The following is a 22,301-nucleotide window of genomic DNA, read 5'->3' on the forward strand; positions in this document are numbered from 1 at the left end:
TGGTTTGACGACACTCGCGCCGCAAATTCGGCGCGTTTGCCGCAGGCTTCCAGGCTTGACGCATCGGCATGTGTTCTTTAACCAGAAAAAACAATTGGCCTGCGGAATAGCGGTCAGGCTCGCCTGGTACATTGCATCCCGTCTTGCCGCCACTAAGAAAGCTTGCGACACCGGAGGGAAGCATGGCGGATCTGGCAGGCAAAGTGGTCGTCATCACCGCGGCGGCGCAAGGCATTGGGCGGGCGAGCGCGCTGGCTTTCACCAAGGCCGGCGCCACCGTTCATGCCACCGACATCAACGAGCAGCTTTTGGCCCAACTCGGCAAGACTTCCGGCATAAAAACCCGCAAACTCGACGTGCTCGATGACGCAGCCGTGACATCGGCCTTCGCCGAGATCGGCCCGGTCGATGTTCTGTTCAATTGCGCCGGCTTCGTCCATTCGGGCTCGATCCTCGAAATGACGGATGTCGATCTCGACTTCGCCCTGAATCTCAATGTCCGCTCTATGATCCGCACCATCCGCGCCGTGCTGCCCGGCATGCTGGAGCGCGGCGACGGCTCGATCATCAACATGGCATCGCTGGCGAGTTCGCAGAAGGGCGTGCCGAACCGTTTCGTCTACGGTCTGACCAAGGCCGCGGTCGTCGGCCTGACCAAGGCGGTCGCCGCCGACTATGTGGCTAAGGGCATCCGCTGCAACGCCATCTGTCCGGGCACGGTCGAGAGCCCGTCGCTGCAGGACCGCATGCATGCGCAGGGCGATTATGAGGCGGCGCGCGCCGCCTTCATCGCCCGCCAGCCGATGGGAAGGCTGGGCACGCCGGAAGAAATCGCCGATCTCGCCGTCTATCTGGCGGGCGCCACCTACACTTCGGGGCAGGCCTACAATATTGATGGCGGCTGGTCGATCTGACGCCCGTTTCGAAAATTGGGGGCGGTTCGCAGTGCTAGTGGGCGAACAGGAAGATCGGATCGGGGCTACGCGTTCATCGGAAGCATCGAAAAGTCTGAAAAATCCAGCCTGCCGACCTACTGCGTGGAGTCCGCGCTTGCGGGGTACCAGGCTGATGGCTAGGGTCCGCCCGATTTTCGCATGAGGTCGTGGCGGAAAGTTTTGCAAATCGGTCTTTGGCCGCAAGGTGGAGAGAAAAGATGAAGTTGCTGCGCTATGGCGAGATGGGAAGCGAGCGTCCCGGCCTGCTCGATCAGGATGGCACGATCCGCGACCTTTCGGCCTATGTCGCCGACATCGCCGGCACGGCGCTGCATCCGGCTTCGCTGGAGATGCTGTCGAAGCTCGATCCGAAATCGCTGCCGGCTGTTTCCGGTAGCCCACGCATCGGAGCCTGCGTGGCCGGCACGGGGAAATTCATCTGCATCGGCCTCAACTATTCCGACCACGCTGCCGAGACCGGCGCCACCGTGCCGCCGGAGCCGATCATCTTCATGAAGGCGAGTTCGGCTATCGTCGGGCCGGATGACGACGTGCTCATCCCGCGCGGCTCGGTCAAGACCGACTGGGAGGTCGAGCTCGGCGTCGTCATCGGCAAGACGGCGAAGTATGTCAGCGAGGACGACGCGCTGGATTATGTTGCCGGCTATTGCGTCGCGCACGACGTTTCCGAGCGAGCCTTCCAGGCCGAGCGCCAAGGCCAGTGGACCAAGGGCAAGTCCTGCGACACTTTTGGCCCGATCGGCCCCTGGCTGGTGACCACGGACGAGATCGCCGACCCGCAGAACCTCAAAATGTGGCTGACGGTCAACGGCAAGACCATGCAGAACGGCTCGACCAAGACGATGGTTTACGGCGTGAAGTATCTGGTTTCCTATCTCAGCCAGTTCATGTCGCTGCATCCCGGCGACATCATCTCCACCGGAACGCCGCCCGGCGTCGGGCTGGGCATGAAGCCGCCGGTGTTCCTGAAGGCCGGCGACGTCGTCGAGCTCGGCATCGAGGGCATGGGCCAGCAGAAGCAGACCTTCAAGGCGGACGAGTAAGCGCAGACCTCGCCTTCTCCCCTTGTGGGAGAAGGTGGCCGCGAAGCGGCCGGATGAGGGGTGTTGGAACGATCTCTGCGTTGCAGAAGTAAGCGTCGCACTCCGCTGGAGCACCCCTCATCCGTCTCGGCGCTGCGCCCCGATCCACCTTCTCCCGCAAGGGGAGAAGGGGAGGCCGGCGCTACTTCAACACCCTTCCATCTGCCCCGAACCGATACGTCTTCGCCGGATCCGGCGTTGCATAGAGCGTCGCGCCCGGTTCGGCATTGTAGACGCCGAAGATCCGCACGGTGAGCAGCCCGGCCTTCTCGCAGTCGAGATAGAGATTGGTGTCGGCGCCGAGATGCTCGGCATGCACCACCGTGCCTTTCCAGGCGCCGGATTTTGCATCGACGGTCAGATGTTCCGGGCGCACGCCGACGGTCTTCGCCGTCTCGCCAAGCTTGGCGCCGTCGATGAAATTCATCTTCGGCGAGCCGATGAAGCCGGCGACGAATTCATTGGCCGGCGCATTGTAGAGCTCCATCGGGCTGCCGATCTGCTCGATGCGGCCGGCATTGAGCACGACGATCTTGTCGGCCAGCGTCATCGCTTCGACCTGGTCGTGCGTGACGTAGATCATCGTTGCCTTTAGCCGCCGGTGCAGCTGCGCGATCTCCAGCCTGGTGTTGACGCGAAGCGCCGCGTCGAGATTGGACAGCGGCTCGTCGAACAGAAACAGTTTCGGTTCGCGCACCACGGCGCGGCCGATCGCGACGCGCTGGCGCTGCCCGCCCGACAGCTCCGCCGGCCGCCGCTCGAGATAGGGCTCGAGCGACAGCATCGCGGAAGCGATCTTGATGCGGCGCTCGATCTCGGCCGAAGGCGTGCCGGCCTGTTTCAGGCCGAGCCCCATATTGTTCTTCACCGTCAGATGCGGATAGAGCGCGTAGGTCTGGAACACCATGGCGATGCCGCGTTTTGCGGGCGGCGTGACGGAGACGTCGTCGCCGTCGATCACCACGCGCCCGGAGGTCGAATCCTCTAGCCCTGCGATCACGCGCAGCAGCGTCGACTTTCCGCAGCCGGACGGGCCGACGAAGACGACGAATTCGCCGTCATTGACCTCGAGGTCGATGCCCTTCAGCACCTCGACCGGCCCGAATGCCTTCTTCACGTTCTCGATGTTCAGCGAGCCCACGGCTTCGTCCTTGTTCTAGAGTTTGATTGGCGCGCCGGTGCGCACGCTCTGGTCGGCGGCGAGGCAGACGGCGAGCGACTTCACTGCGTCCTCCATGTGGCGGGTCAGGTCGATGTCCTCGCGGATGGCCTTGAGCAGGAAGGCCTGTTCGAGGTCGCAGAGTTCCTGGTGCCCCGGCTCGCCTTCCATCGACAGCAGTTCGTCCTCTTTGATGAACTTTCCGTCCGGCCCGGTCGCGGCGCTGTGCAGGCGGATGGTCGAGGTCTTGGTGTGCGTGTCGATGTCGTCGGACTTCACGCCCTCCTTCATGACGATCGACACAGAGCCTTTGGGCGACATCACGTCCTTCACGAAGAAGGCGGTCTCCGAAACCATCGGTCCCCAGCCGGCCTCGTACCAGCCGACCGAGCCGTCTTCGAACAGCACCTGCAGGTGACCGTAATTATACATCGAGGGCGCCACTTCATCGCTGAGCCGCACGCCCATGCCGCGCACCTCGACCGGTCTGGCGTCGGTGATCTGCAGCATCACGTCGAGATAATGCACGCCGCAATCGACGATCGGCGAGGTGGTCTGCATCAACTGCTTGTGCGTTTCCCAGCTGTGGCCGGAGGACTGCTGGTTGAGGTTCATGCGGAATACGTATGGCCCGCCGAGCTTGCGCGCCTCGGCGATCAGCCGCATCCAGGACGGATGGTGGCGCAGGATATAGCCGATCACCAGCTTCCTGCCGTTGGCTTTGGCGGCATCGACGACGCGCCTGGCGTCCGCCACCGTGGTCGCCAGCGGCTTCTCGACGAAGACATGGCAGCCGGCCTCGAACGCCCGCACCGCATAGTCGGCGTGGCTGTCGGAATAAGTAGCGATGGCGGCGACGTCCGGTTTCTCGTCGCGCAGCACATCCTCGAAGGAGCGCCTGATGCGATAGCCCGCGAGCCCATCCGGCAGCGGCACCTCGGAACGGTTGACGAGCGCGGCGATCTCGAAGCCCGGATTGGTGTGATAGGCCAGCGCATGGCTGCGGCCCATATTGCCAAGGCCGGCGACGACGACGCGAAGAGGCTGTTCTGCACTCACTTGACGGCTCCTGACGTGATGCCGCGGATCAGCTGCCGCGAGAAGATGACGTAGAGGATCAGCACCGGCAGGATCGCCAGCGAGAGCGCCGCCAGGATCGCGTTCCAGTTGGTGACGAACTGGCCCAGGAAGAGCTGCGCGCCGAGCGTCACCGTCTTGGTCTCTTCCGACGGCGCCAGGATCAGCGGGAACCACAGGTCGTTCCAGATCGGGATCATGGTGAAGACGGCGACCGTCGCCATCGACGGGCGCACCAGCGGCAGCACCAGCCGGAAGAAGATCGTGTACTCCGACAGCCCGTCGATCCTGCCGGCGTTCTTCAGGTCGTCGGACACCTGCTTCATGAACTCCGACAGGATAAAGATGGCGAGCGGCAGGCCTTGCGCCGTGTAGACCAGGATCAGCGCCGTCAGCGTGTTGACCAGCCCGCTCGCCACCATCAGCTGCAGGATGGCGACGGTGCCGAGGCGGATCGGAATCATGATGCCGAGCGCGAGATAGAGCCCCATCATCGTGTTGCCGCGGAAGCGGTATTCCGACAGTGCGAAAGCGGCCATGGCGCCGAACAGAAGCACGAAGAACAGCGAGGCGACCGTGACGACGAGGCTGTTCTGGAAATAATGCAGAAAGTCGCCCTGGCCGAACACGGTGGTGTAGCCGATCAGGTCGAAGGTTTTCGGCGTTGGCGGCGTCAGCGGCGCGCCAAAAATGCCGGCGCGCGACTTGAACGAGTTCATGATGACCAGGATCACCGGGAACAGCGCGATCACCGTGTAGGTCAAAAGGACCGCATGGGCGCCGATGGTGCGGGGAAGCGAATGTGTTGCGGTGCTCATGGCGCGCCTCAGAACTGATAGCGACGCAGGCGCGTCTGGACGAGGAACAGGTAGACGCAGACGCCGGCGAGGATGATCAGGAACATGATCGTGGCGATCGCGGCACCCATGTTGGGATCGCCGACCTGCAGCTGAAAACCGAAGAAGGCGCGGTAGAGGAAGGTGCCGAGAATGTCGGTCGAATAATTCGGACCGGCGAGCGCCCCTTGCGCGGTGTAGATCAGGTCGAAAGCGTTGAAATTGCCCACGAAGGTCAGGATCGAGATGATGCCGATCGAAGGCAGGATCAGCGGCAGCTTGATCTTCCAGAACTGCGCCATACCGGTGACGCCGTCGCATTCGGCGGCCTCGATCACCTCGTCCGGGATCGACAGAAGTGCTGCATAGATCAGCATCATCGGGATGCCGACGAACTGCCAGACCGAGACGAGGCTGAGCGCGGTGAGCGCATATTGCTCTTTGCCGAGCCACGGCGTGAACAGGCTCTTCAGCCCAACGAAGTCGAGCAGGTGCGGCGCCACGCCCCAGATCGGCGACAGGATCAGCTTCCAGGCGAAGCCGACGATGACGAAGGACAGGATCGTCGGCACGAAGATCGCGGTGCGATAGAAGGCGGCAAACCGCAGTCTCGGGCTGGACAGCAGCGCCGCCAAGAGGATGCCGATCGGATTCTGCACCAGCATGTGGATGATGAAGAACCAGACATTGTTCCTGAGCGCATTCCAGAAATTCACCGACCAGTTGGGATCGCCGAACAGCTTGTGGAAATTGTCGAACCCGACGAACACTTGCGCCTGGTTGATGTTGCGGAACAGAGAAAGCTGCAGGGTGCCGAACAGCGGCAGGATCATGACTGCCGTGTAGACCAGCACCGCCGGCGCCAGGAAGACGCCGATATGCCAGCGGATCGGTTTCTTGGGTCGTGTTTGTGCGGCCATGAGTTCGGTCCCCGCCGTCTCTCGGTTCCAGGTCGATGGTGCTTGGCTGATGCCTCGATGCACGGCGGCCTGACTGTCCCCATGATGCGAGGGACAAGGCCAGCGACAGTGCGGCTTCGTCTTCCCGCAAGGGTGAGGGTAAGACCGAGAGGCGGCGCCGACAATCGCTATCTAGATCTGTCCGAAGGCCGGCCGGGCAGCTGCCCGGCCGGTTCGAATGGCTAAAGTCTTACTTCGCCGGCTTGTACCAGCTGTCGAGGCCGTCCTGCAGCTTCTTGGCCGCGGCTTCCGGCGTGTCGGTGCCGTTGATCACGTTGGCCGATTCGACCCAGGTCTCGTTCTCGAGGTTTGGCGTGCCGCGCGACAGGATCTGGTAGGTCGAGCGGATCGTCGACTTGCACTTGCCGCGCCAGGAGACGAATTCCTGTGCCAGCGGGTCCTCCATCTTCACCGGGGTGTTGTTCAGGCTGAAGAAGCCCGGCAACGCATTGGCGTAGATGTTGGCGAAGTCCGGCGAAGCGACCCAGGACAGGAACTTCTTGGCTTCTTCCGGGTGCTTCGAGGCTGCGTTCAGGCCCATGCCGATATCGGTGTGGTCGGAGATGTAGCAGGTGTCACCGGCCTTCTGCACGGGCGGCGGGAAGGCGCCCATCTTGAACTGCGCCTGGGTGTTGAACAGGCCGATCTCCCAGGAGCCAGCCGGGTAGATGGCGGCGCGGCCGAGCGTGAACAGGTTCTGGCTGTCCGGATAGGTCTGCGCCTCGAAACCGTCGCCGAGATAGGGCTTCCACTTGGCCAGTTCCTTGTAGGGTTCAACCCACTGCGGATCGGTCAGCTTCTGCTCGCCCTTGATCAGCGCCTGACGCCCTTCCTCGCCCTTCCAGTAGTTCGGGCCGATGTTCTGGTAGCCCATGGTCGCGGCTTCCCAGAGGTCCTTCGTGCCCATCGCCATCGGGATATAGGTGCCGTCCGCCTTGATCTTGTCCAGCACGGCGTAGAACTCTTCATTCGTCGTCGGCACCTTGAGGCCGAGCTTGTCGAAGGCGTCCTTGTTGTAGATGAAGCCGTGGATGACCGAAGCCATCGGCACGCAGAAGCTCGACTTTCCGTCGTCGGTCTGCCAGGCGGCCTTGGCGACCGGAGAGAAGTTGTCCATGCCGGGCAGCGACGAGAGGTCGGCGAGGTTGCCCTTCTTGAACAGCTCAAGCGACTTGTCGAAGGGGCGGCAGGTGATCAGGTCGCCCGCCGAGCCGGCAGAGAGCTTGGCGCCGAGTGCCGCGTCATACTCGGTCGGCGCCGAGGGCGCGAACACCACCTTGATGCCGGGGTTCTTGGCTTCGAAGGCCGGGATCAGCTTGTCCTTCCAGATGGTCAGGTCGTCGCCGCGCCAGCTCTCGATATTGAGCGTGACGTCTTCGGCGAGGGCCATCCCGGTGGTGCCGAGAATGCTCGTGCCGATGAGAAGTGCCGTCAGTAGTTTGGTCGTCATGTCCAGTCTCCCTGTTGACCTTTTTCAGGTTCGGTTTTGATGAGAACAGCGGCTAGCGCGCCTTGCTCCCCTCGATCGCGGAAAGCGCCGGCCTGAGCTTCTGGCCGGTTTTTTCCAGTATCTTCTCGGCCGCATCGGCATTGGCAGCACCCGCGGCGAGCAGAATGGCAGTCTTGACGCCGCCACCGCTCTCTTCGAGCAGGCGCGCCGCGTCTTCGCGGCTGCGTCCGCTGATGGCGGCCACCATGCGCACCGCGCGGTCACGCAGCTTGATGTTGTCGGCGGCAAGGTTGACCATGTAGCCGTCATGCACATGGCCGAGATGGACGGCAGCGAGCGTCGAGAGCATGTTGAGCGCGATCTTCTGTGCTGTTCCCGCGCCCATGCGCGTCGAGCCGGCGATCAGCTCCGGCGGCGTCTCGAGCAGGATGGCGACGTCGGCCTCGCCGAACAGCGTCGCGCCCTTGTTGTTGGCGATCGCGATCGTCGCCGCGCCCCGGCGCCGGGCATCGCCGATCGCCTGGACGGCATAGGGCGTCGAGCCACTGGCCGAGATGGCGATCAGGCAGTCGCCCTTGCCGATATTGGCATTCGCGACGGCTGCCGCGGCTTCCTCGGTATCGTCTTCCGGTCCGCCGGCAAGCGTGCGGAACGCCTCGTCGCCGCCGGCGATCAGGATGGCGATGCGGTCCCGCGCTATACCGAATGTGCCGGGAAGTTCCAGCGCATCGGCGACAGCCATGAGGCCGGAACTGCCGGCTGCCGCGTAGGCGAGCCTGCCTCCACCCTTCAATTGTCTGGCGACAAGCTCGGCGGCCTCGGCAATGGCCGGAATGGCGCCGTGCACGGCCCTGGCGGCCTCGATTTGCGCATTGGCGAGGGACGAAAGGATGGCGTCCGGGGCCTGGACATCCAGCCCCGCGGCGTTCTGATGAAGCGCTTCCGTGCGCGTCTCGGCCATCCGCTTTCCTCCAACTGATCGAACAATACCAAAAAAATACCACTTGTCCACATCTCTCATTGCGTTTTCATGCTCCGGAGCGCGTCGGGAACAAATTTCCATGTCCTTTCAATCAAGTACGCCTTAATCTTTTTTGAGCCCGAAATTAACGCTTGGCTGTTGGAATTTTATTGGTATTATCCGCGACGAGGAGAAAATCGCGTGAAATTCGTGCTTGGCATCGATGGCGGCGGCACAAGCTGCAGGGCGGCCCTTGCGACCGCCGACGGCGCTGTCGTTGGCCGCGCCAAGAGCGGCGCGGCCAATATCCGCACCGACCTTACCGGTGCGCGCGCAAACATCGTCGAGGCGGCAAGGCAGGCTTTCGTGGCCGCCGGTGAAGATCCGGAGCTGATCCCCGAGACGCCTGCCATTCTCGGCCTCGCCGGAGCCAATGTCGGCACCTACAGGCAGCAGCTGGAAGCGATCCTGCCGTTCAGCAAAAGCCGCGTCGAGACCGATGCCGAGATCGCGCTCGAAGGCGCCGTCGGCTCCGGCGACGGCGCCATGGCGATCCTGGGCACCGGCACCGCCTATATGGCGCGCAAAGCGGGCAAGTCGCGCGCCATCGGCGGCTGGGGTTTCCAGGTCGGCGACCAGGGCAGCGGCGCCCGTATCGGCCGCGACCTGCTCGAGCAGACGCTCCTTGCCTATGACGGCATCCGCCCCGGCTCGCCGCTGACGGATGCCATGCTTGCCGTCTTCCGCAACAATCCCGAGGACGTGGTCGAGTTCACCACCAACGCCAAGCCCGGCGACTTCGGCGGTTTCGCCCCAAAAGTCTTCGAGCATGCCGAAAAGGGCGATCTCGTCGCCAATTGGATCCTCGATAAGGCGGTTGCCGATGTCGAGGCTTCGCTGGGCGCGCTCGAACTCGCCGACGATGCTCCGCTATGCCTGCTCGGCGGCCTGGCGCCGCTCTACGCGCCGCGGCTGTCGGGGCGCTATCAGGCGCTGCTGAAGGCCCCGCTTGACGACGCGCTCGGCGGCGCGGTGCAGATGGCCGCGCGCATCTTCGCGGGCAAGTCCGGAGGCGCCCGATGAGCGCCGTCGACCGGATCTTCGCCATGCTGCCGGAGGCGCCGCGATGAGCGCCGCCGACCAGATCTTCGCTATGCTGAAAGAATCCTCGCAAAGCGGAGCGCCGCTTTACCTGCAGCTGAGAAAAAGCATCGAGGAAGCGGTCAATCGCGGCCTGATCGGGCCGGGTGACGCGCTGCCTTCAGAGCGCGATATAGCCAGCAAGGCCGACATTTCGCGCGTCACTGTGCGCAAGGCCGTGCAGGATCTCGTCAAGGGCGGCATCCTCGTCCAGCGCCATGGCTCCGGCACCTTTGTCGCCCCGCGCATGGAACGTGTCGAGCAGTCGCTGTCGCGGCTCACCTCCTTCACCGAGGATATGGCGCGCCGCGGCATGGTCGTGCGCTCGGCCTGGCTCGACCGCGGCCTCTATGCGCCCTCGCCGGACGAGATGATGGTGCTCGGCCTGTCGTCGAGCGAGCTGGTGGCGCGCGTGGCGCGCCTGCGCATCGCCAACGACACGCCGCTGGCGATCGAGCGCGCCGCGATTTCGGCGAGCGTGCTTCCCGAGCCCGAAGCGATCGGCTCCTCGCTCTACGCGGCGCTGGAACTGACCGGCAACCGCCCGATGCGGGCCGTGCAGCGCATTTCGGCCGCCAATCTCGGCGACGGCGACGCGCGCCTTCTCGAAGTGCCGCCGGGGGTTGCCGGCCTGCACATCGAACGTATTTCCTATCTGGCGAGCGGCAAGGTGATCGAGTTCACGCGCTCGATCTACAGGGGCGACGCCTATGACTTCGTCGCGGAACTCCGGCTGACCGGGCCGGGAGAGGAGAGCCGGCCATGAGCGCAACCGCCACCCACATGCGGCGCGAGATCGAGGAGATCCCGCAGGCCACCGCCCGCCTGCTGGACGGCTCAGCCAAGGTGCTGGCCGAGGCCGGCCGCGGCCTTCGCGAGCGCGATCCGCATTTCGTCGTCACCGTGGCGCGCGGCTCGTCCGACCATGCCGCCACCTTCATGAAATATGCCGTGGAGCTGACGGCCGGCCTCGCCGTCGCTTCCGTCGGCCCGTCGATCGCTTCCATCTATGGCGCGAAGCTGAGGCTGCGCGGCTCGGCTTGCCTGGCGATCTCGCAGTCGGGCAAGAGTCCCGACATCGTCGCTATGGCCGAAACCGCGAGAACCGGCGGCGCGCTCACCGTCGCCATCACCAACACCGCCGACTCGCCACTGGCGCGCGCCTCGGATTACGCCATCGACATTCTCGCCGGCCCGGAGCGCAGCGTCGCGGCCACCAAGACCTTCGTCAATTCGGCCGTCGCGGCCCTGGCGCTGATGGCGCACAGCACTGGCGATGAGGCGCTGCTTGCTGCGCTCGCCCGCCTGCCGGAGCATTTCGACAAGGCGATCGCCTGCGACTGGATGGCGCTCGCCACGGCGCTCGAGACGCCGCGCTCGCTGTTCATCCTCGGCCGCGGCCCATCCTTCGCGATCGCCAGCGAGGCGGCGCTAAAATTCAAGGAAACTTGCGCCATGCATGCCGAGGCCTATAGCGCCGCCGAGGTCATGCATGGGCCGCTGGCGCTGGTCGGGCCGGGCTTCCCGGTCCTGGCGCTTGCTGCCCGGGACGCGTCGGAGCCTTCGGTGACCGAGGCCGCCGATAGCTTGACGGCCAAAGGCGCGGCCGCTTTCGTCACCTCCGATAATGCGAAGGCAGCCGGGCTGCTGTCGTATGTCGCAACCGGCCATCCGTTAACCGATCCGCTGCCGCTGATCGTGTCCTTCTATGGCTTCGTCGAGGCCTTCGCTCGCCATCGCGGTCTCGATCCGGATGCGCCACGCAATCTGCGCAAGGTGACGGAAACCGTATGAGCGACCGTTTCGCCCTCACCGGCGCCCGTATCTTCGACGGGGCCGACTGGCACGACGATACGGCCCTTGTCGTCAAGGACGGCGTGGTCGAGGCCATTCTGCCCGCCGGCGCCGTGCCGTCAGGCGTCTCCCATGTCGAGACCGGTGGCGGCCTCTTGGTTCCCGGCTTCGTCGACATCCAGGTCAATGGCGGTGGAGGCGTTATGCTCAACGACCATCCCGATGTCGCCTCGATCGAGACCATCTGCCGGGCGCACGCGCCCTTCGGCACCACGGCGCTCCTGCCGACGCTGATCACCGACACGCCGGCGATCACCGCCGCGGCGGTCGACGCCGGCGCCGAGGCCGCCCGGAAGAAGGTGCCGGCTTTTCTTGGGCTGCATCTCGAAGGCCCGCATCTGTCCGTCGCGCGCAAGGGCGCGCATGATCCGGCTCTTATCCGGCCAATGACGGACGCTGACCAGGCTGCGCTGGTCGCGGCGCGTCAGGGCTTGCCGGTGCTGCTCACCACGGTCGCACCGGAATCGGTCCAGCCGGCCCGGGTCACGGCGCTGGCCGCGGCCGGCATCGTTGTCAGCCTCGGCCACTCCGACACCGGCTATGCCACGGCAACGGCCTTCGCCGAGGCCGGCGCCACGGTCGTCACCCATCTCTTCAATGCCATGAGCCAGATCGGCAATCGCGAGCCGGGACTGGCCGGAGCGGCGATCGACACCGGCAGCTTCTACGCTGGCATCATCGCGGACGGTATCCATGTCCATCCCGGCACCATGACGCTTGCACTCAATGCCAAGAAAGGCCCGGGCAAGATCCTTTTGGTCACCGACGCCATGGCGACGATCGGCACCGACATGACATCCTTCACCCTCAACGGCCGTACCATCTACCGCAAGGACGGGAGTCTCAGGCTTGCCGACGGCACGCTGGCCGGCGCCGATCTAGACATGATTTCCGCCGTGCGCTTTGTCCATCGCGTGGTCGGGCTCGATCTCGACGAGGCGCTCCGCATGGCCTCGCTCTATCCCGCCGAAGCGATCGGCCAGGCGCATCGCCTCGGCCGCTTCGCCAACGGCACCGCAGCGGACATTGTCGGGCTGTCGGAAGACCTGGACGTCAAGAATGTCTGGATCGGCGGCGAGAAGGTGTTTGCGGCGTAGGCCTCTTCCTTCGTCATCCTCGGCCTTGACCCGAGGATCCTTGTCGTGACCTCTGCCGTGGGGCGCAACGGTGCAGAATTCTGTAATTGTTGCAACGTTGGGCGTTAAGGCATGGATCCTAGGGTCTTCCCGCGTCGCTTCGCTCCTTGCTCCGCCCCAAAATGGCGAAGCTACCGGGCGTTTGCACTGGTCCTAGCTCTGCGGCCTGGATTGGTAGATATCCTTAAACGCCTCGCGCAAAACGTTCTTCTGCACCTTGCCCATCGTGTTGCGCGGCAATTCGTCGACGAAGATCACCTGCTTTGGATGCTTGTATTTGGCCAGCCGCCCGGCGATGGCGTCGGCGATATCGGCTGCGCTGATTGCCGAGCCCGGCTTGCGCACCACGACGGCCGTGACGCCTTCGCCGAAGTCGGGATGCGCAACCCCGATCACCGCGCTTTCGGCAACGCCGGCAAGCGCGTCGATCTCGCTCTCGATTTCCTTGGGATAGACGTTGTAGCCGCCCGAGATGATCAGGTCCTTGCCGCGGCCGACGATGTGGACATAGCCGCCGGTATCGATCAGGCCGAGGTCGCCGGTGATGAAGAAGCCGTCGTCGCGGAATTCGGCCTTGGTTTTCTCTGGCATCCGCCAATAGCCGGCAAAGACGTTCGGGCCCTTCACCTCGATCATGCCGATCTCGCCCTGGGCTAGCGGCTTGCCGCTTTCGGGGTCGGCGACACGCAGCGAGACACCCGGCAGCGGAAAGCCGACCGTGCCCGCGCGCCGTTCGCCGTCATAGGGGTTGGAGGTGTTCATGTTGGTTTCGGTCATGCCGTAGCGTTCGAGGATGGCGTGGCCGGTGCGCTCGCGCCAGGCATTATGCGTCTCGCTAAGCAACGGCGCCGAACCAGAGATGAACAGCCGCATGCGGCTGGCCGCATCCTTCGTCAGGCCCTGCTGCTGCAGGAGCCGCACATAGAAGGTCGGCACGCCCATCAGCGCGGTCGCGCGCGGCAGAAGCGAAATCACACGGGCCGGGTCGAACTTCCGCTCGAACAGCATTTTTGCGCCGGCCATCAGGATGACGTTGGTCGCGACGAACAGGCCGTGCGTGTGGAAGATCGGCAGCGCGTGGATGAGCACATCATCGCCGCTGAAGCGCCAGTAATCCACCAGCACGCGCGCGTTGGAGGCGAGGTTCTCGTGGCTGAGCATGGCGCCCTTGGAGCGGCCCGTCGTGCCAGACGTGTAAAGGATGGCGGCAAGATCGTCGGGGCCGCGCTCCAGATCCGCAAAATCCGCCGGCTGCAGCGCCGCACGGTCCGCAAGCGTGCCCTGTCCGTCGCGGCCTAGCGTCAGCGTTGCCGCCGCCGCCGATGCGGCAAGCGGTTGCACATCCTTCACCTTTTCCGGATCGCACACGACCAGCCGCGGCTCCGCGTCGCGGAAGAAATAGTCGAGCTCCGGCAGCGTATAGGCGGTGTTGAGCGGCAGGAAGACGGCGCCGGCGCGCAGACAGGCGAGATAGAGGAGCAAAGCTTCAGGGGTCTTCTCCACCTGCACCGCGACGCGATCGCCGGGCAGCACACCAGCGGCGACCAGCGCGTGCGCAAACCGCGCGGACCACGCCAGCATGTCGGCATAGGAAATCGAACGCCCGTCACCCGTCTCCATCAGCACTTGGCCAGGCGCCGGCATGCTGGCGCGAAACGCGTCGAACAGGTGATTGGTCATGTCGTCCCCTGGCGTCGAAAGCTCGGCCAGAGCGAATATCAGATTTGTCAGCGATGGGCAGCTATTTGCGACCGCGCGCGGCCTTGCCTGCGCGAGCCCGCGGACCGTCGCCTGGGCTGAGCTGCGCCATGCACATCTCCGCCGTCAGGCGGTAGTGACTGAGCAAGGCCTCGACCGCGCCGTCGGCGTCGCCGTCCATGGTCCGCTCGGCAATCGTCCGGTGCTCGCCGAAGTCGTCGCGTTCGGAGCCGGGGCCGCGCTGCGAGATCAGCCGGTAGCGGGAGGCCTGGTCGGAAAGCTGGTCGCAAAAGCCGATCAGCCAATGCGAGCGGCAGGCGCAGATCAGCGCGCGATGAAAGGCGCGGTGCAGCTTCTCCCATTCCGGATTGTTGGTTGCCGGGTCATCGGGCCGGCGGCGTTCGGCGCGCGCCAGGCGGTGCAGGGCGAGCACCAGCTGTTCTTCCCATTCCGCCGTTCGGTGCGCAATGGATTCGCGTAATGCGCGTTCTTCCAGCCAGCACCGCGTGCGGGTGAGCTCCTCCAGCTCGGCCGCGTTGACCGGCATCACGAAGAAGCCGCGCTGGTCGTGGCGGCCGAGCAATCCCTCGGCGGCCAGACGGTTCAGCGCCTCGCGCACCGGCGAAGCGCCGGCGCCATACCGGGAAACGACCCATTCGACGCGCAGCTTGCCCTCGGCTTCCAAAGCTCCCCGCAGCAAGTCCTCGCGGAGCTGATGGTAGACCGAACTGGCCAGCGTGCTCTTGGCACCCTTGCCTTCGCCCGTATCGGCGTTCCCGTATGGCAATTTGACTCCTGTTGCCGGCCCCTGTTTTGCAGGGTCCCTCGGCCAAGCAATTTCATACGATGTATCTTACAGCCGAGCACTGCCGCCTAAAAACGTATGATGGCGATATTCGTACTTTAAGACAAGGCGGGGTCAATTATCGAATAAAGTAAAATCCACTTGAAAAAAGGCTGACGTCAGTGGGAGACTTGACATAACTCGGTATACTGAACAGCCCTTAGTTAGCGAGGCGGCTTTGCTAGGAACGCACTGTCGACGTCTTTAACGGCCTTGTCGGCGGCTGAGCGGATCGCTTCGATATTTGCCCGATAGGTTTCCACTGTGCCGCCTTTGAAAATGGCCGCGCCGGCCACCAGCACGCCGGCGCCGGCGGCCGTCACCAGCGGCGCCGTTTCTGGCGAGATGCCGCCGTCGACCTCGATGCGGATCGGGCGCTCGCCGATCAGCGCCTTGACCTTTCGCACCTTGTCGACGATCGCCGGGATGAAAGCCTGGCCGCCGAAGCCGGGATTGACGGTCATGATCAGGATGAGGTCGAGCCGGTCGAGCACATATTCGATCGCCGTTTCCGGCGTCGCCGGGTTGAGCGAGACACCGGCCTTCTTGCCGAGACCTTTGATGGTTTGCAGCGAACGGTCGAGATGCGGGCCGGCCTCGGCATGGACCGTTATGCCGTCGCAGCCGGCCTCGGCAAAGGCCGCCAGGTAGGGGTCGGCAGGCGCGATCATGAGATGGCAGTCGAAGAAGGTTTTTGTCCGGTTGCGGATCGCCTTGATCACCGGTGGGCCGAAAGTGATGTTGGGCACGAAATGGCCGTCCATCACGTCGAGATGGATCCAATCGGCTCCGGCCGCCGCGACCGCTTCGACCTCATCGCCGAGCTTCGAAAAGTCCGACGCCAGCACCGATGGTGCGATCAGGGTCTTCTTGCTCATGAAAGGCTTCTCCCGGCATCCTCATCGGCGCTCTGTGCTGCGCGCTGGCACGCGGGTCTGCCTAGACCATCGTCCGGCCAAGGGGAAGCGTGTTTTCCGCTTCGCTCGACGGGCACGCAAAACGCGAGCTGCGATGCGGGAAGGAGAGAACCCGCTGGATTTTTCCGGCGGGTTCGCGGGCGCGGTAGTGATGGGCTGCCTTACTGAAGGTTGTCAGTCGCCGGGTTCCGCTGCAGCCTTGGTTGGCTTCTTGGCACCAACTGCTGCAGGATATTCGGATTGAGCAGCAGGTCCGGATCGATCTCCACGCCTGGCCGCCTGCGGATCGGGAAGCAATCCGGATACCGGCCGGCCGTTCCGACCGGGCAGCGCCGCCTGATGATCGGCTGGCACATGCCATCGATCATCTCCGAGCCCGGCGCGCATACAGCGTCTTCGAACCTGCCGCATCTACCTTCGATCACTTCGGTGCCGCGTGGACACACGCAGACGCCGCGTTTGTTGAGGAACTGGCCGCGGATGGAGCATGCTTGCGGCTTCCTGACCGGCACGCAGGCTTTGCCCTTCAACGCCGTCCCCCTCGGGCAGACGCAATCGCCATCGGCATTGCGCACCTGGCCACGAATGCGGCACTGGCTGGGCGGCTGCTGCCTGTCGGGCACGCAAGCCTTGGCGGCGCGGTCGACATGCGTGTCCTTCGGACAGGCGCAGCCATCCGGTGTCGGCACGGCGCCGCGGATAGTGCATTTCGGCGGAGCGACGCGGCAGACGCCGTTCACCAGCTCGCCGCGCCGGCATACGCAATTGCCGTCCTGGTCGCGGTACTGGCCGGGACGCAGCGTGCACTGCGGCTCCTGCGGCTGCTCGCTCTGAACGCATCTGCCGTTTTCCAGCTCGGCGCCTCGCGGGCAGACGCAGCGCCCGTCCTCGGTCCGGATCTGGCCCTTGAGTAGGACGCAGCGCTGCGGCACTGGCAGCGGCAGAAGCTTGGTGCCGCCGGACGAGCACTGACCGTTGCGGAATGTGGTGCCGTCCGGGCAGGCGCAGCGGCCGGCCGAGTTGAGCACCATGCCGCCCGAACACTGGTTCTTGACCTCACGCTTGATTGTGAAGGGGTGGCATGCATAGGCCCTGCCGCGGTCGCCTTGCGCGTTGGCTGGGGCGCGCGACAGCACATCGCCGCCGCCCTGCACCGGCGTGTTTGGCGAGAGCACCCCAACGCAGTTCTGTCCGCTGACCGTACCCCGCAGAGTGGCAAGGCGCGCGTCGTCGGGAAGGACCACTGTGACATGATGCGTATGGCTTTCGCCGGCGCCCAGCGTCAGATTGGCGATGCAGGACGCCGGCAGCGTCGCCGGCTCCGGCGAGCAGCCGAAAGGCGGGTCGATCGCGGTGATCTTGACACCCTCCAGCCTGCCGAGACCGTCGATGCCGACCGCATCGCCGATGCGGACCGGACCGGAGAAGGCATTCGGCCCCCCATTCGTGATGGTGATCTCGAACGAGCAGGGCGCGCCTGGCTGGCATTCGCTGTCGCCGGTCTTCTCGACGCGGATCATGGAGGCCCCACCGCCCTTCGCGCAAGCCTGGCCGATCGGATAGACGATGTCGTCGCGGGGCGCCGGCCCAAAAGAGCCGCGCGCGCAGTTCTCGAACGCGTCATTGCCGCCGACCGTCACGTCGAAGTGCCGGCTGGTTCCGGGCGTCATGACGGCGCCGGCAATCTGGCAAGACAGCATGTTGGCGGGCACTGGCCCGCAGTTCCAGTCGGCGCCGTCCGGGGTCAGGGTCCGGACAGCGACCGGCGCGCCGCCCGACACCAGCGTGGCGGCATCGTTGACCCGCACCGGACCGGTGGGGGCAGCAGTGCCGGCATTGGTCACGGTGATGCGGCAGGATACCGAAGACGCACCGGCCAGCGAGCTCTCGCACGCCTTGGTGATGCGCAGGCCGGGCTTGGCGCCATTCGGACGGCGGATGCGCTCGGTCGCGCACGCCTTGTTGTTCGCGAGGTCGACCTCGCCGGCAATGGCCTTCACCTCGGCGCAGTTCTCGACCGTGTCCGGCCGGTAGTTTGCCGGCATGACCGCCTTGACCACGATGGGCGTCGAGGCGCCCGGCGGCAGCGAGATGCCGGCATTGTCGCAGCGGAACTGGCCGGGGCCGTTCGGCAAGCAGGTCCATGGCGGGCTGGGCCCGAAGGCCGAGGAGGTCGGCGCGTCGCCCGGATAGGTGTCGATCACGGTCAGCGGCCCGTGATAGGTGCTGGTGCCGTTGTTGATGATATCGATCACGAAGCTGCAGATGCCGTCCGGCGTGCAGACCGGCATGCGGGCGCGCTTCTTCAGCAGCAGGTCGACCTTCTTCTCGACCGCAGGCTGGCATTGCGGATCGCGATCGCCACGGCGGCAGACCGGGATCGAGGCGCAGCCGCGATCGTTCTGCTGGCTGCCGAACAGCGGCTTGCCGCTCGCCTGGTAGTCATAGGCGGCGCAATTGCGCAGCACGCTGCCCTGCCAGCCGCCGGCCGGCTTGAAGCCGAGCTTGAGGACGGCGGAGGCGCCCGGGTTGAGCGTGGTTGCCGGATGGGTGCAGGTCATCGGCGTCGTCCCGGGCGCGCAGACCCAGGGTGGGTTCGGTCCCGACGACAGCGCCGACCCGGCCGGCAATGTCACCTCGTCGAGCACGATCTTGCCGTTATAGGGCGCATCGCCGACATTGGTGACCGTGATGGTGAAGTCGCAGCCGCCGGACATCGTGCAGCGCGGCACCTCTGCCCACTTCTCCACCTTGAGGTCGGGCTGCTTTTGGGGCGGGCACCTGAGATCACGCGGAATGTCGATGTCGATCTCCTGCGTGCAGCAAAGTCCCCAGCCTTCCTTCGGCCCGGCATAGGTGTCGATGCCGGTGACGACGAGATGGATGGCCTCGCCCGACGAGGCGCCGATGATCTTCCAGTTCAACACGCCGCCGCCGGCAGGTACCTGCTGGGTGTCGGTGGCGATGGTGATGCCGGGTGTCGTCGTCGACAGCTGCACCCATTTGCCGGCCATCTCCGGACCGACCGGCATGTGATAGATGAAGGCGCCGCCGCCGGGCACGCAGTCGACCGTGCCGCGTTCGACCTTGAGGCATTCCTTGCTGGGAGGCGGAGGCGGCGGGTTGCACTTGCTCAGGTCGATCGTGATCGAGGTCTTCACGCCGGTGAGGAAATCGGCGTCGTCGGGCTTGTCCGGATCCTGCGAGGGGATCGTGGTTGCCGGGCCGCCCCTGAAGGCCACCTTCATCTCACCCTGGTTATCGACCGTTGCCGGCGCGGCGAAGGCGGCATGGTCTATCTTGGCCGTGATCCGGAAAGTGATCACGCGTTCGTCGGCAGCGCCGACGCCGTCGAGGTTCGAAGCGCTGATCCGGAAATTGGAAACGCTTGCCGTATCATTTGGGCCGGCCGATGTGCTGATCGAAGCAGCGGGCAGCGGTCCGCCGGAAGCGCCCGTGCCGTCGCCGACGAGGTCGACGCTCACGATCTGCAAGCCGTGCGGCAACTGGTCCTTGAAGTCGAGCCTTGTCGCCTTCAGAAGGGCCGCCACGCTTGGCCGGTCGAAGTCCTGCGGGTCGCCATGGATGCCGAAGCTCAAGACGTATTCGACACTATCGCAGCCCCTTAGGCCACCCTTCTTGGTGAAGAAGGGTATGATCCGCCCGAGCTCCGGATTGATGCCGCGCGATCCAGCCGTGATTTCCGGGTTGGCGATCTGGCCGGCCGGTGCCTTGTCCTGCGCAAGCGCCGGCACTGCCGGCATCATGGCGACCGCGACACCGGCCGCCATCAGCCAGCGCGCGCCGCGCCTGGCGTATGACAGGGGTTTCATGATCGTGCCCATGACGGCTTTGCGCGGGGCAGGGCGGGAAAGGACGAGACCGCTCATCTGTCCCTCCTCGGCGCTTCGCACTCGACGGCCGGCGTCCTCAACGGCAGCGTCACCTTGCAGCAAGGATAGTAGCCGCCTTTGTCCCGGTCGGACTTCCGGTAGAAGCAGAGCCCGACATTGACGGTGTCGCCCGGATTATGGCCGATGATGCCGATCGTGTAGGGCTTGCCCGGCGCATGCGACATGGGTGAGGTCACCCCGACGCCCGGTGTCTTGGACAAAGCCTTGATCGAATCGCCGCCAAAGCCGGCGTGGTCATCGAGATAGAGGTCGGCCCGGAGGCCGCGGGGCGTGCAGAAATACTGCACGTCCTCGACATCAAGGCATGGCGGCAGGTTGCCGGGCGGCGGGAAGTCCGGCGGATAGACGGGAGGCAGGAAGCCGCCGGGGATTTCCTCATAATAGCCGGCGCGGCCCTCGCAGGGGCGCCAGACCCGGACGTCGCCGACATGGCCCTGGACGTCCGGGTCTTCGAAATAGCCGTCGAAGTCGACGAACCAGGAGCCGAAGGGCGGCACGTTTACCGGCTTGACCAGCTTGCTTGGCGTGAGCTGGACGCCATGCACGGCAAGCGGCCCGCCGGCGGCGAGGCGCTCGGCAAGCTCCGGATTGTCGCGCAATTGGTCGCCGGTGTTCACGACCGTGTCGGTGCAGACCGAGGTGTCAAGATTGCCTTCGGGGTCGTAGCGGTATTGCAGGTCGACGCCGCCTGCCGACTGCCGGTTGCCCTGCGGGAAGCCGACCGCATATTCCTGCGGCACCTCGGCCCAGACCGATTCCGTTGCCGGATCGTCCGGATCCTCGCGCTGGTAGCGGATCACCTCGCCTTTGCCGGTATCGGCGAAGCGGCTGTAATCGTAGCGGTTCTCGACCGGGCCGCGCTGGGCAAGATACATGAAACCCTGATTGTCGAAGGCGATATCGGTGACGGCATAATCTTGGTCGGCCTTGACCGTCAGTTCCCAGCGCGGATCGCGGCCAAAACCCCCGTCGCTTGCAATGCCGACCGACCAGATTTCGGCTTTCTCGCCTACGGAATAGTAGAGCCGCCCGCCATGGTAGGCGACGGCCCAGACGCGGCGCGCATCCTGCGTATAGCCCCAGGTTCGGGGGTCTTCCGAATCGAAGGCAGTATCGTGGATGTCCATCACGGCGCCGTCGTCGGCGACCGGGGCCAGCCCATGCGCGGGACGCCCGGCAACGCCATGGTCGAAGCTGTCGATCAGATTGCCCTCGATATCGATGCGGTGGATGAGCCCGGTATCGAGATCCGAAGCGAAGAACTCACGATGGGTCGGATCGAAGGCGAGGTTGCCGATGCCGGGCCCGCTGTTGGTGTCGACGTCGGCGAATTTCGAGACGGCGCCCGAGATACCGTCGATCTTCCAGATGGTGCCCGGTCCGCCGCCATTTTCGATGCCGAACTGGCCGTTCATGAAGACAGCGCCGGCGGCGCCGCGGCGCTGTCGCTCAGGCCGCCCGTCCTCGTCGGCGTCCGGCGTGACGATCTCGATGCCGTGCAGCGAGGTCGCCGCCGTATAGAGGTTCGGAATGCCCGACGGCACGCCATCGCGCACGCCGTCGTCATAAGTGAGGCCGAAGACCTCGCCGATCTGGCCGGCTGTCACCTCGAAGGGCGGCGGCGTGTAGACGAGCTGGCCCGAAGCTGGGCCGCCGAGTTGCGAGACGTTGAAAATGCGCAACGAGGCCTGCGAAGTGTCGATGAAGGTTTCGTCGACCGGGTCGACGCCGGGCGGCAGGCCGCCCTTTTCGGAATCGGGAGAGCCGAGATCCGGGATGATCGTGCCGGGGAAGCCGGTCACCGCCATCGAGCCCGGATAGATGATCTGGGCTTCCTGAGCCTTTGCCGCACCGCCGAGGCAAAAGCCGGCGGCCAGTGCCAGGGCAAGAATTCCGCTGGTGGTCACGATCGCGCGGCGCAAACCGCCGCCGCGAAAAGCCACGAACGAGCCGCGGTCGCGAGACATTGAGCTCCCCCCGAAGTCGTCGGAAGAACCCTCCGATTTCGCCGCGCAAAACAAGGTAAGTCGCAGCGTTCCGGCTCGTTCGTCCCTGATAGAATTGTCTGTTTTCCGCCTGTTCACGATACGCCGGGTGCCTGGCAGGGTCAACGGAATCAGCCGAAAGCCGAGCGCGTCGTCTCCATCCCGAAGCCGATGATCGCGCCGAGCTCCTGTTGCTTCCTCGGACCACCGCGGCTCTGGATTTCTGATCATACGGGCTCCCTTTCCGGCCCGCGCCATGCGGCGCCTGGCCGTCAGTCGCAGGCTGAGTCGGAAAGGTTCAATCCGGTCTAGAGCAATTCGAGAAAAAGTGTG

17 protein-coding genes are annotated in these 22,301 nt (G+C 64.9%); 6 read left to right on the top strand and 11 right to left on the bottom strand.

The annotated features are described in order from the left end of the window. The first annotated feature begins 182 nt into the window (after positions 1-182). Together P9228_RS03035 and P9228_RS03040 are read left to right on the top strand one after the other, a co-directional pair. On the top strand, positions 183-914 hold the full coding sequence (locus tag P9228_RS03035) for an SDR family oxidoreductase (RefSeq protein WP_127240432.1): 732 nt from the start codon (positions 183-185) through the stop codon (positions 912-914). Positions 915-1,153: 239 nt separating this feature from the next. Next, positions 1,154-1,999: a fumarylacetoacetate hydrolase family protein gene (locus P9228_RS03040; protein WP_095799123.1), complete on the top strand. Its 846-nt coding sequence runs from the start codon at positions 1,154-1,156 to the stop codon at positions 1,997-1,999. A gap of 181 nt (positions 2,000-2,180) precedes the next feature. Here P9228_RS03040 and P9228_RS03045 read toward each other — a convergent pair whose 3' ends face one another. The 6 genes from P9228_RS03045 to P9228_RS03070 form a co-directional block, all read right to left on the bottom strand. Continuing rightward, positions 2,181-3,179 carry an ABC transporter ATP-binding protein gene (locus P9228_RS03045; protein WP_066996130.1) on the bottom strand — a complete coding sequence of 333 codons (999 nt, stop codon included), beginning with the start codon at positions 3,177-3,179 and terminating at the stop codon, positions 2,181-2,183. Positions 3,180-3,194: 15 nt separating this feature from the next. Continuing rightward, entirely contained in the window at positions 3,195-4,256 is a 1,062-nt protein-coding gene (locus tag P9228_RS03050; protein WP_278052340.1) for a Gfo/Idh/MocA family oxidoreductase, read from the bottom strand. After that, positions 4,253-5,092: a carbohydrate ABC transporter permease gene (locus P9228_RS03055; protein WP_066996124.1), complete on the bottom strand. Its 840-nt coding sequence runs from the start codon at positions 5,090-5,092 to the stop codon at positions 4,253-4,255. The genes P9228_RS03050 and P9228_RS03055 overlap by 4 nt, the downstream gene beginning before the upstream one ends. Before the next feature lie 8 nt (positions 5,093-5,100). Beyond that, entirely contained in the window at positions 5,101-6,030 is a 930-nt protein-coding gene (locus P9228_RS03060; protein WP_095799125.1) for a sugar ABC transporter permease, read from the bottom strand. 229 nt (positions 6,031-6,259) lie between these two features. Beyond that, entirely contained in the window at positions 6,260-7,519 is a 1,260-nt protein-coding gene (locus tag P9228_RS03065) for an ABC transporter substrate-binding protein (protein ID WP_067324040.1), read from the bottom strand. Positions 7,520-7,571: 52 nt separating this feature from the next. Then, entirely contained in the window at positions 7,572-8,480 is a 909-nt protein-coding gene (locus P9228_RS03070; protein ID WP_278052341.1) for an N-acetylmuramic acid 6-phosphate etherase, read from the bottom strand. A 201-nt stretch (positions 8,481-8,681) separates the two neighbouring features. Between P9228_RS03070 and P9228_RS03075 the strand changes: the two genes are divergently transcribed. The 4 genes from P9228_RS03075 to nagA are packed head-to-tail and all read left to right on the top strand — an operon-like array spanning position 8,682 to position 12,571. Continuing rightward, positions 8,682-9,563 carry an N-acetylglucosamine kinase gene (locus tag P9228_RS03075; RefSeq protein WP_095799127.1) on the top strand — a complete coding sequence of 294 codons (882 nt, stop codon included), beginning with the start codon at positions 8,682-8,684 and terminating at the stop codon, positions 9,561-9,563. A gap of 43 nt (positions 9,564-9,606) precedes the next feature. Next, on the top strand, positions 9,607-10,386 hold the full coding sequence (locus P9228_RS03080; protein WP_278052342.1) for a GntR family transcriptional regulator: 780 nt from the start codon (positions 9,607-9,609) through the stop codon (positions 10,384-10,386). Next, complete coding sequence (locus P9228_RS03085; protein ID WP_278052343.1) at positions 10,383-11,414, top strand: SIS domain-containing protein; 1,032 nt, start codon at positions 10,383-10,385, stop codon at positions 11,412-11,414. The genes P9228_RS03080 and P9228_RS03085 overlap by 4 nt, the downstream gene beginning before the upstream one ends. Next, positions 11,411-12,571: an N-acetylglucosamine-6-phosphate deacetylase gene (nagA, locus tag P9228_RS03090; protein WP_278052344.1), complete on the top strand. Its 1,161-nt coding sequence runs from the start codon at positions 11,411-11,413 to the stop codon at positions 12,569-12,571. Before P9228_RS03085 ends, nagA begins: the two co-directional genes overlap by 4 nt. A gap of 192 nt (positions 12,572-12,763) precedes the next feature. On the opposite strand, the gene P9228_RS03095 is transcribed toward nagA, so the two are convergent. The 5 genes from P9228_RS03095 to P9228_RS03115 form a co-directional block, all read right to left on the bottom strand. Further along, positions 12,764-14,290: a malonyl-CoA synthase gene (locus P9228_RS03095; RefSeq protein WP_278052345.1), complete on the bottom strand. Its 1,527-nt coding sequence runs from the start codon at positions 14,288-14,290 to the stop codon at positions 12,764-12,766. 61 nt (positions 14,291-14,351) lie between these two features. Further along, positions 14,352-15,095 (bottom strand): GntR family transcriptional regulator, encoded by a 744-nt coding sequence (locus tag P9228_RS03100; protein WP_067324052.1) that lies wholly within the window; start codon positions 15,093-15,095, stop codon positions 14,352-14,354. A gap of 221 nt (positions 15,096-15,316) precedes the next feature. Continuing rightward, positions 15,317-16,030 (bottom strand): ribulose-phosphate 3-epimerase, encoded by a 714-nt coding sequence (gene rpe, locus P9228_RS03105; protein ID WP_067324053.1) that lies wholly within the window; start codon positions 16,028-16,030, stop codon positions 15,317-15,319. Positions 16,031-16,230: 200 nt separating this feature from the next. Further along, positions 16,231-19,959, bottom strand: a complete 3,729-nt coding sequence (locus tag P9228_RS03110; protein WP_278052346.1) for a hypothetical protein — start codon at positions 19,957-19,959, stop codon at positions 16,231-16,233. Further along, positions 19,956-21,950, bottom strand: coding sequence for a hypothetical protein (locus tag P9228_RS03115; RefSeq protein ID WP_278052347.1), 1,995 nt, complete (start codon positions 21,948-21,950; stop codon positions 19,956-19,958). The genes P9228_RS03110 and P9228_RS03115 overlap by 4 nt, the downstream gene beginning before the upstream one ends. Positions 21,951-22,301: the final 351 nt, after the last annotated feature.

The organism is Mesorhizobium sp. WSM4898 (assembly GCF_029625845.1).
Taxonomy (GTDB): domain Bacteria; phylum Pseudomonadota; class Alphaproteobacteria; order Rhizobiales; family Rhizobiaceae; genus Mesorhizobium.

What these genes read in the sequence shown, in the direction of transcription:
- P9228_RS03040 (WP_095799123.1), top strand. Translation starts at nt 1,154, where the DNA reads ATGAAGTTGCTGCGCTATGGCGAGATGGGAAGCGAGCGTCCCGGCCTG.
- P9228_RS03035 (WP_127240432.1), top strand. Translation starts at nt 183, where the DNA reads ATGGCGGATCTGGCAGGCAAAGTGGTCGTCATCACCGCGGCGGCGCAA.
- P9228_RS03110 (WP_278052346.1), bottom strand. Translation starts at nt 19,959, where the DNA reads ATGAGCGGTCTCGTCCTTTCCCGCCCTGCCCCGCGCAAAGCCGTCATG.
- P9228_RS03065 (WP_067324040.1), bottom strand. Translation starts at nt 7,519, where the DNA reads ATGACGACCAAACTACTGACGGCACTTCTCATCGGCACGAGCATTCTC.
- nagA (WP_278052344.1), top strand. Translation starts at nt 11,411, where the DNA reads ATGAGCGACCGTTTCGCCCTCACCGGCGCCCGTATCTTCGACGGGGCC.
- P9228_RS03060 (WP_095799125.1), bottom strand. Translation starts at nt 6,030, where the DNA reads ATGGCCGCACAAACACGACCCAAGAAACCGATCCGCTGGCATATCGGC.
- P9228_RS03085 (WP_278052343.1), top strand. Translation starts at nt 10,383, where the DNA reads ATGAGCGCAACCGCCACCCACATGCGGCGCGAGATCGAGGAGATCCCG.
- P9228_RS03055 (WP_066996124.1), bottom strand. Translation starts at nt 5,092, where the DNA reads ATGAGCACCGCAACACATTCGCTTCCCCGCACCATCGGCGCCCATGCG.
- rpe (WP_067324053.1), bottom strand. Translation starts at nt 16,030, where the DNA reads ATGAGCAAGAAGACCCTGATCGCACCATCGGTGCTGGCGTCGGACTTT.
- P9228_RS03080 (WP_278052342.1), top strand. Translation starts at nt 9,607, where the DNA reads ATGAGCGCCGCCGACCAGATCTTCGCTATGCTGAAAGAATCCTCGCAA.
- P9228_RS03115 (WP_278052347.1), bottom strand. Translation starts at nt 21,950, where the DNA reads ATGTCTCGCGACCGCGGCTCGTTCGTGGCTTTTCGCGGCGGCGGTTTG.
- P9228_RS03095 (WP_278052345.1), bottom strand. Translation starts at nt 14,290, where the DNA reads ATGACCAATCACCTGTTCGACGCGTTTCGCGCCAGCATGCCGGCGCCT.
- P9228_RS03070 (WP_278052341.1), bottom strand. Translation starts at nt 8,480, where the DNA reads ATGGCCGAGACGCGCACGGAAGCGCTTCATCAGAACGCCGCGGGGCTG.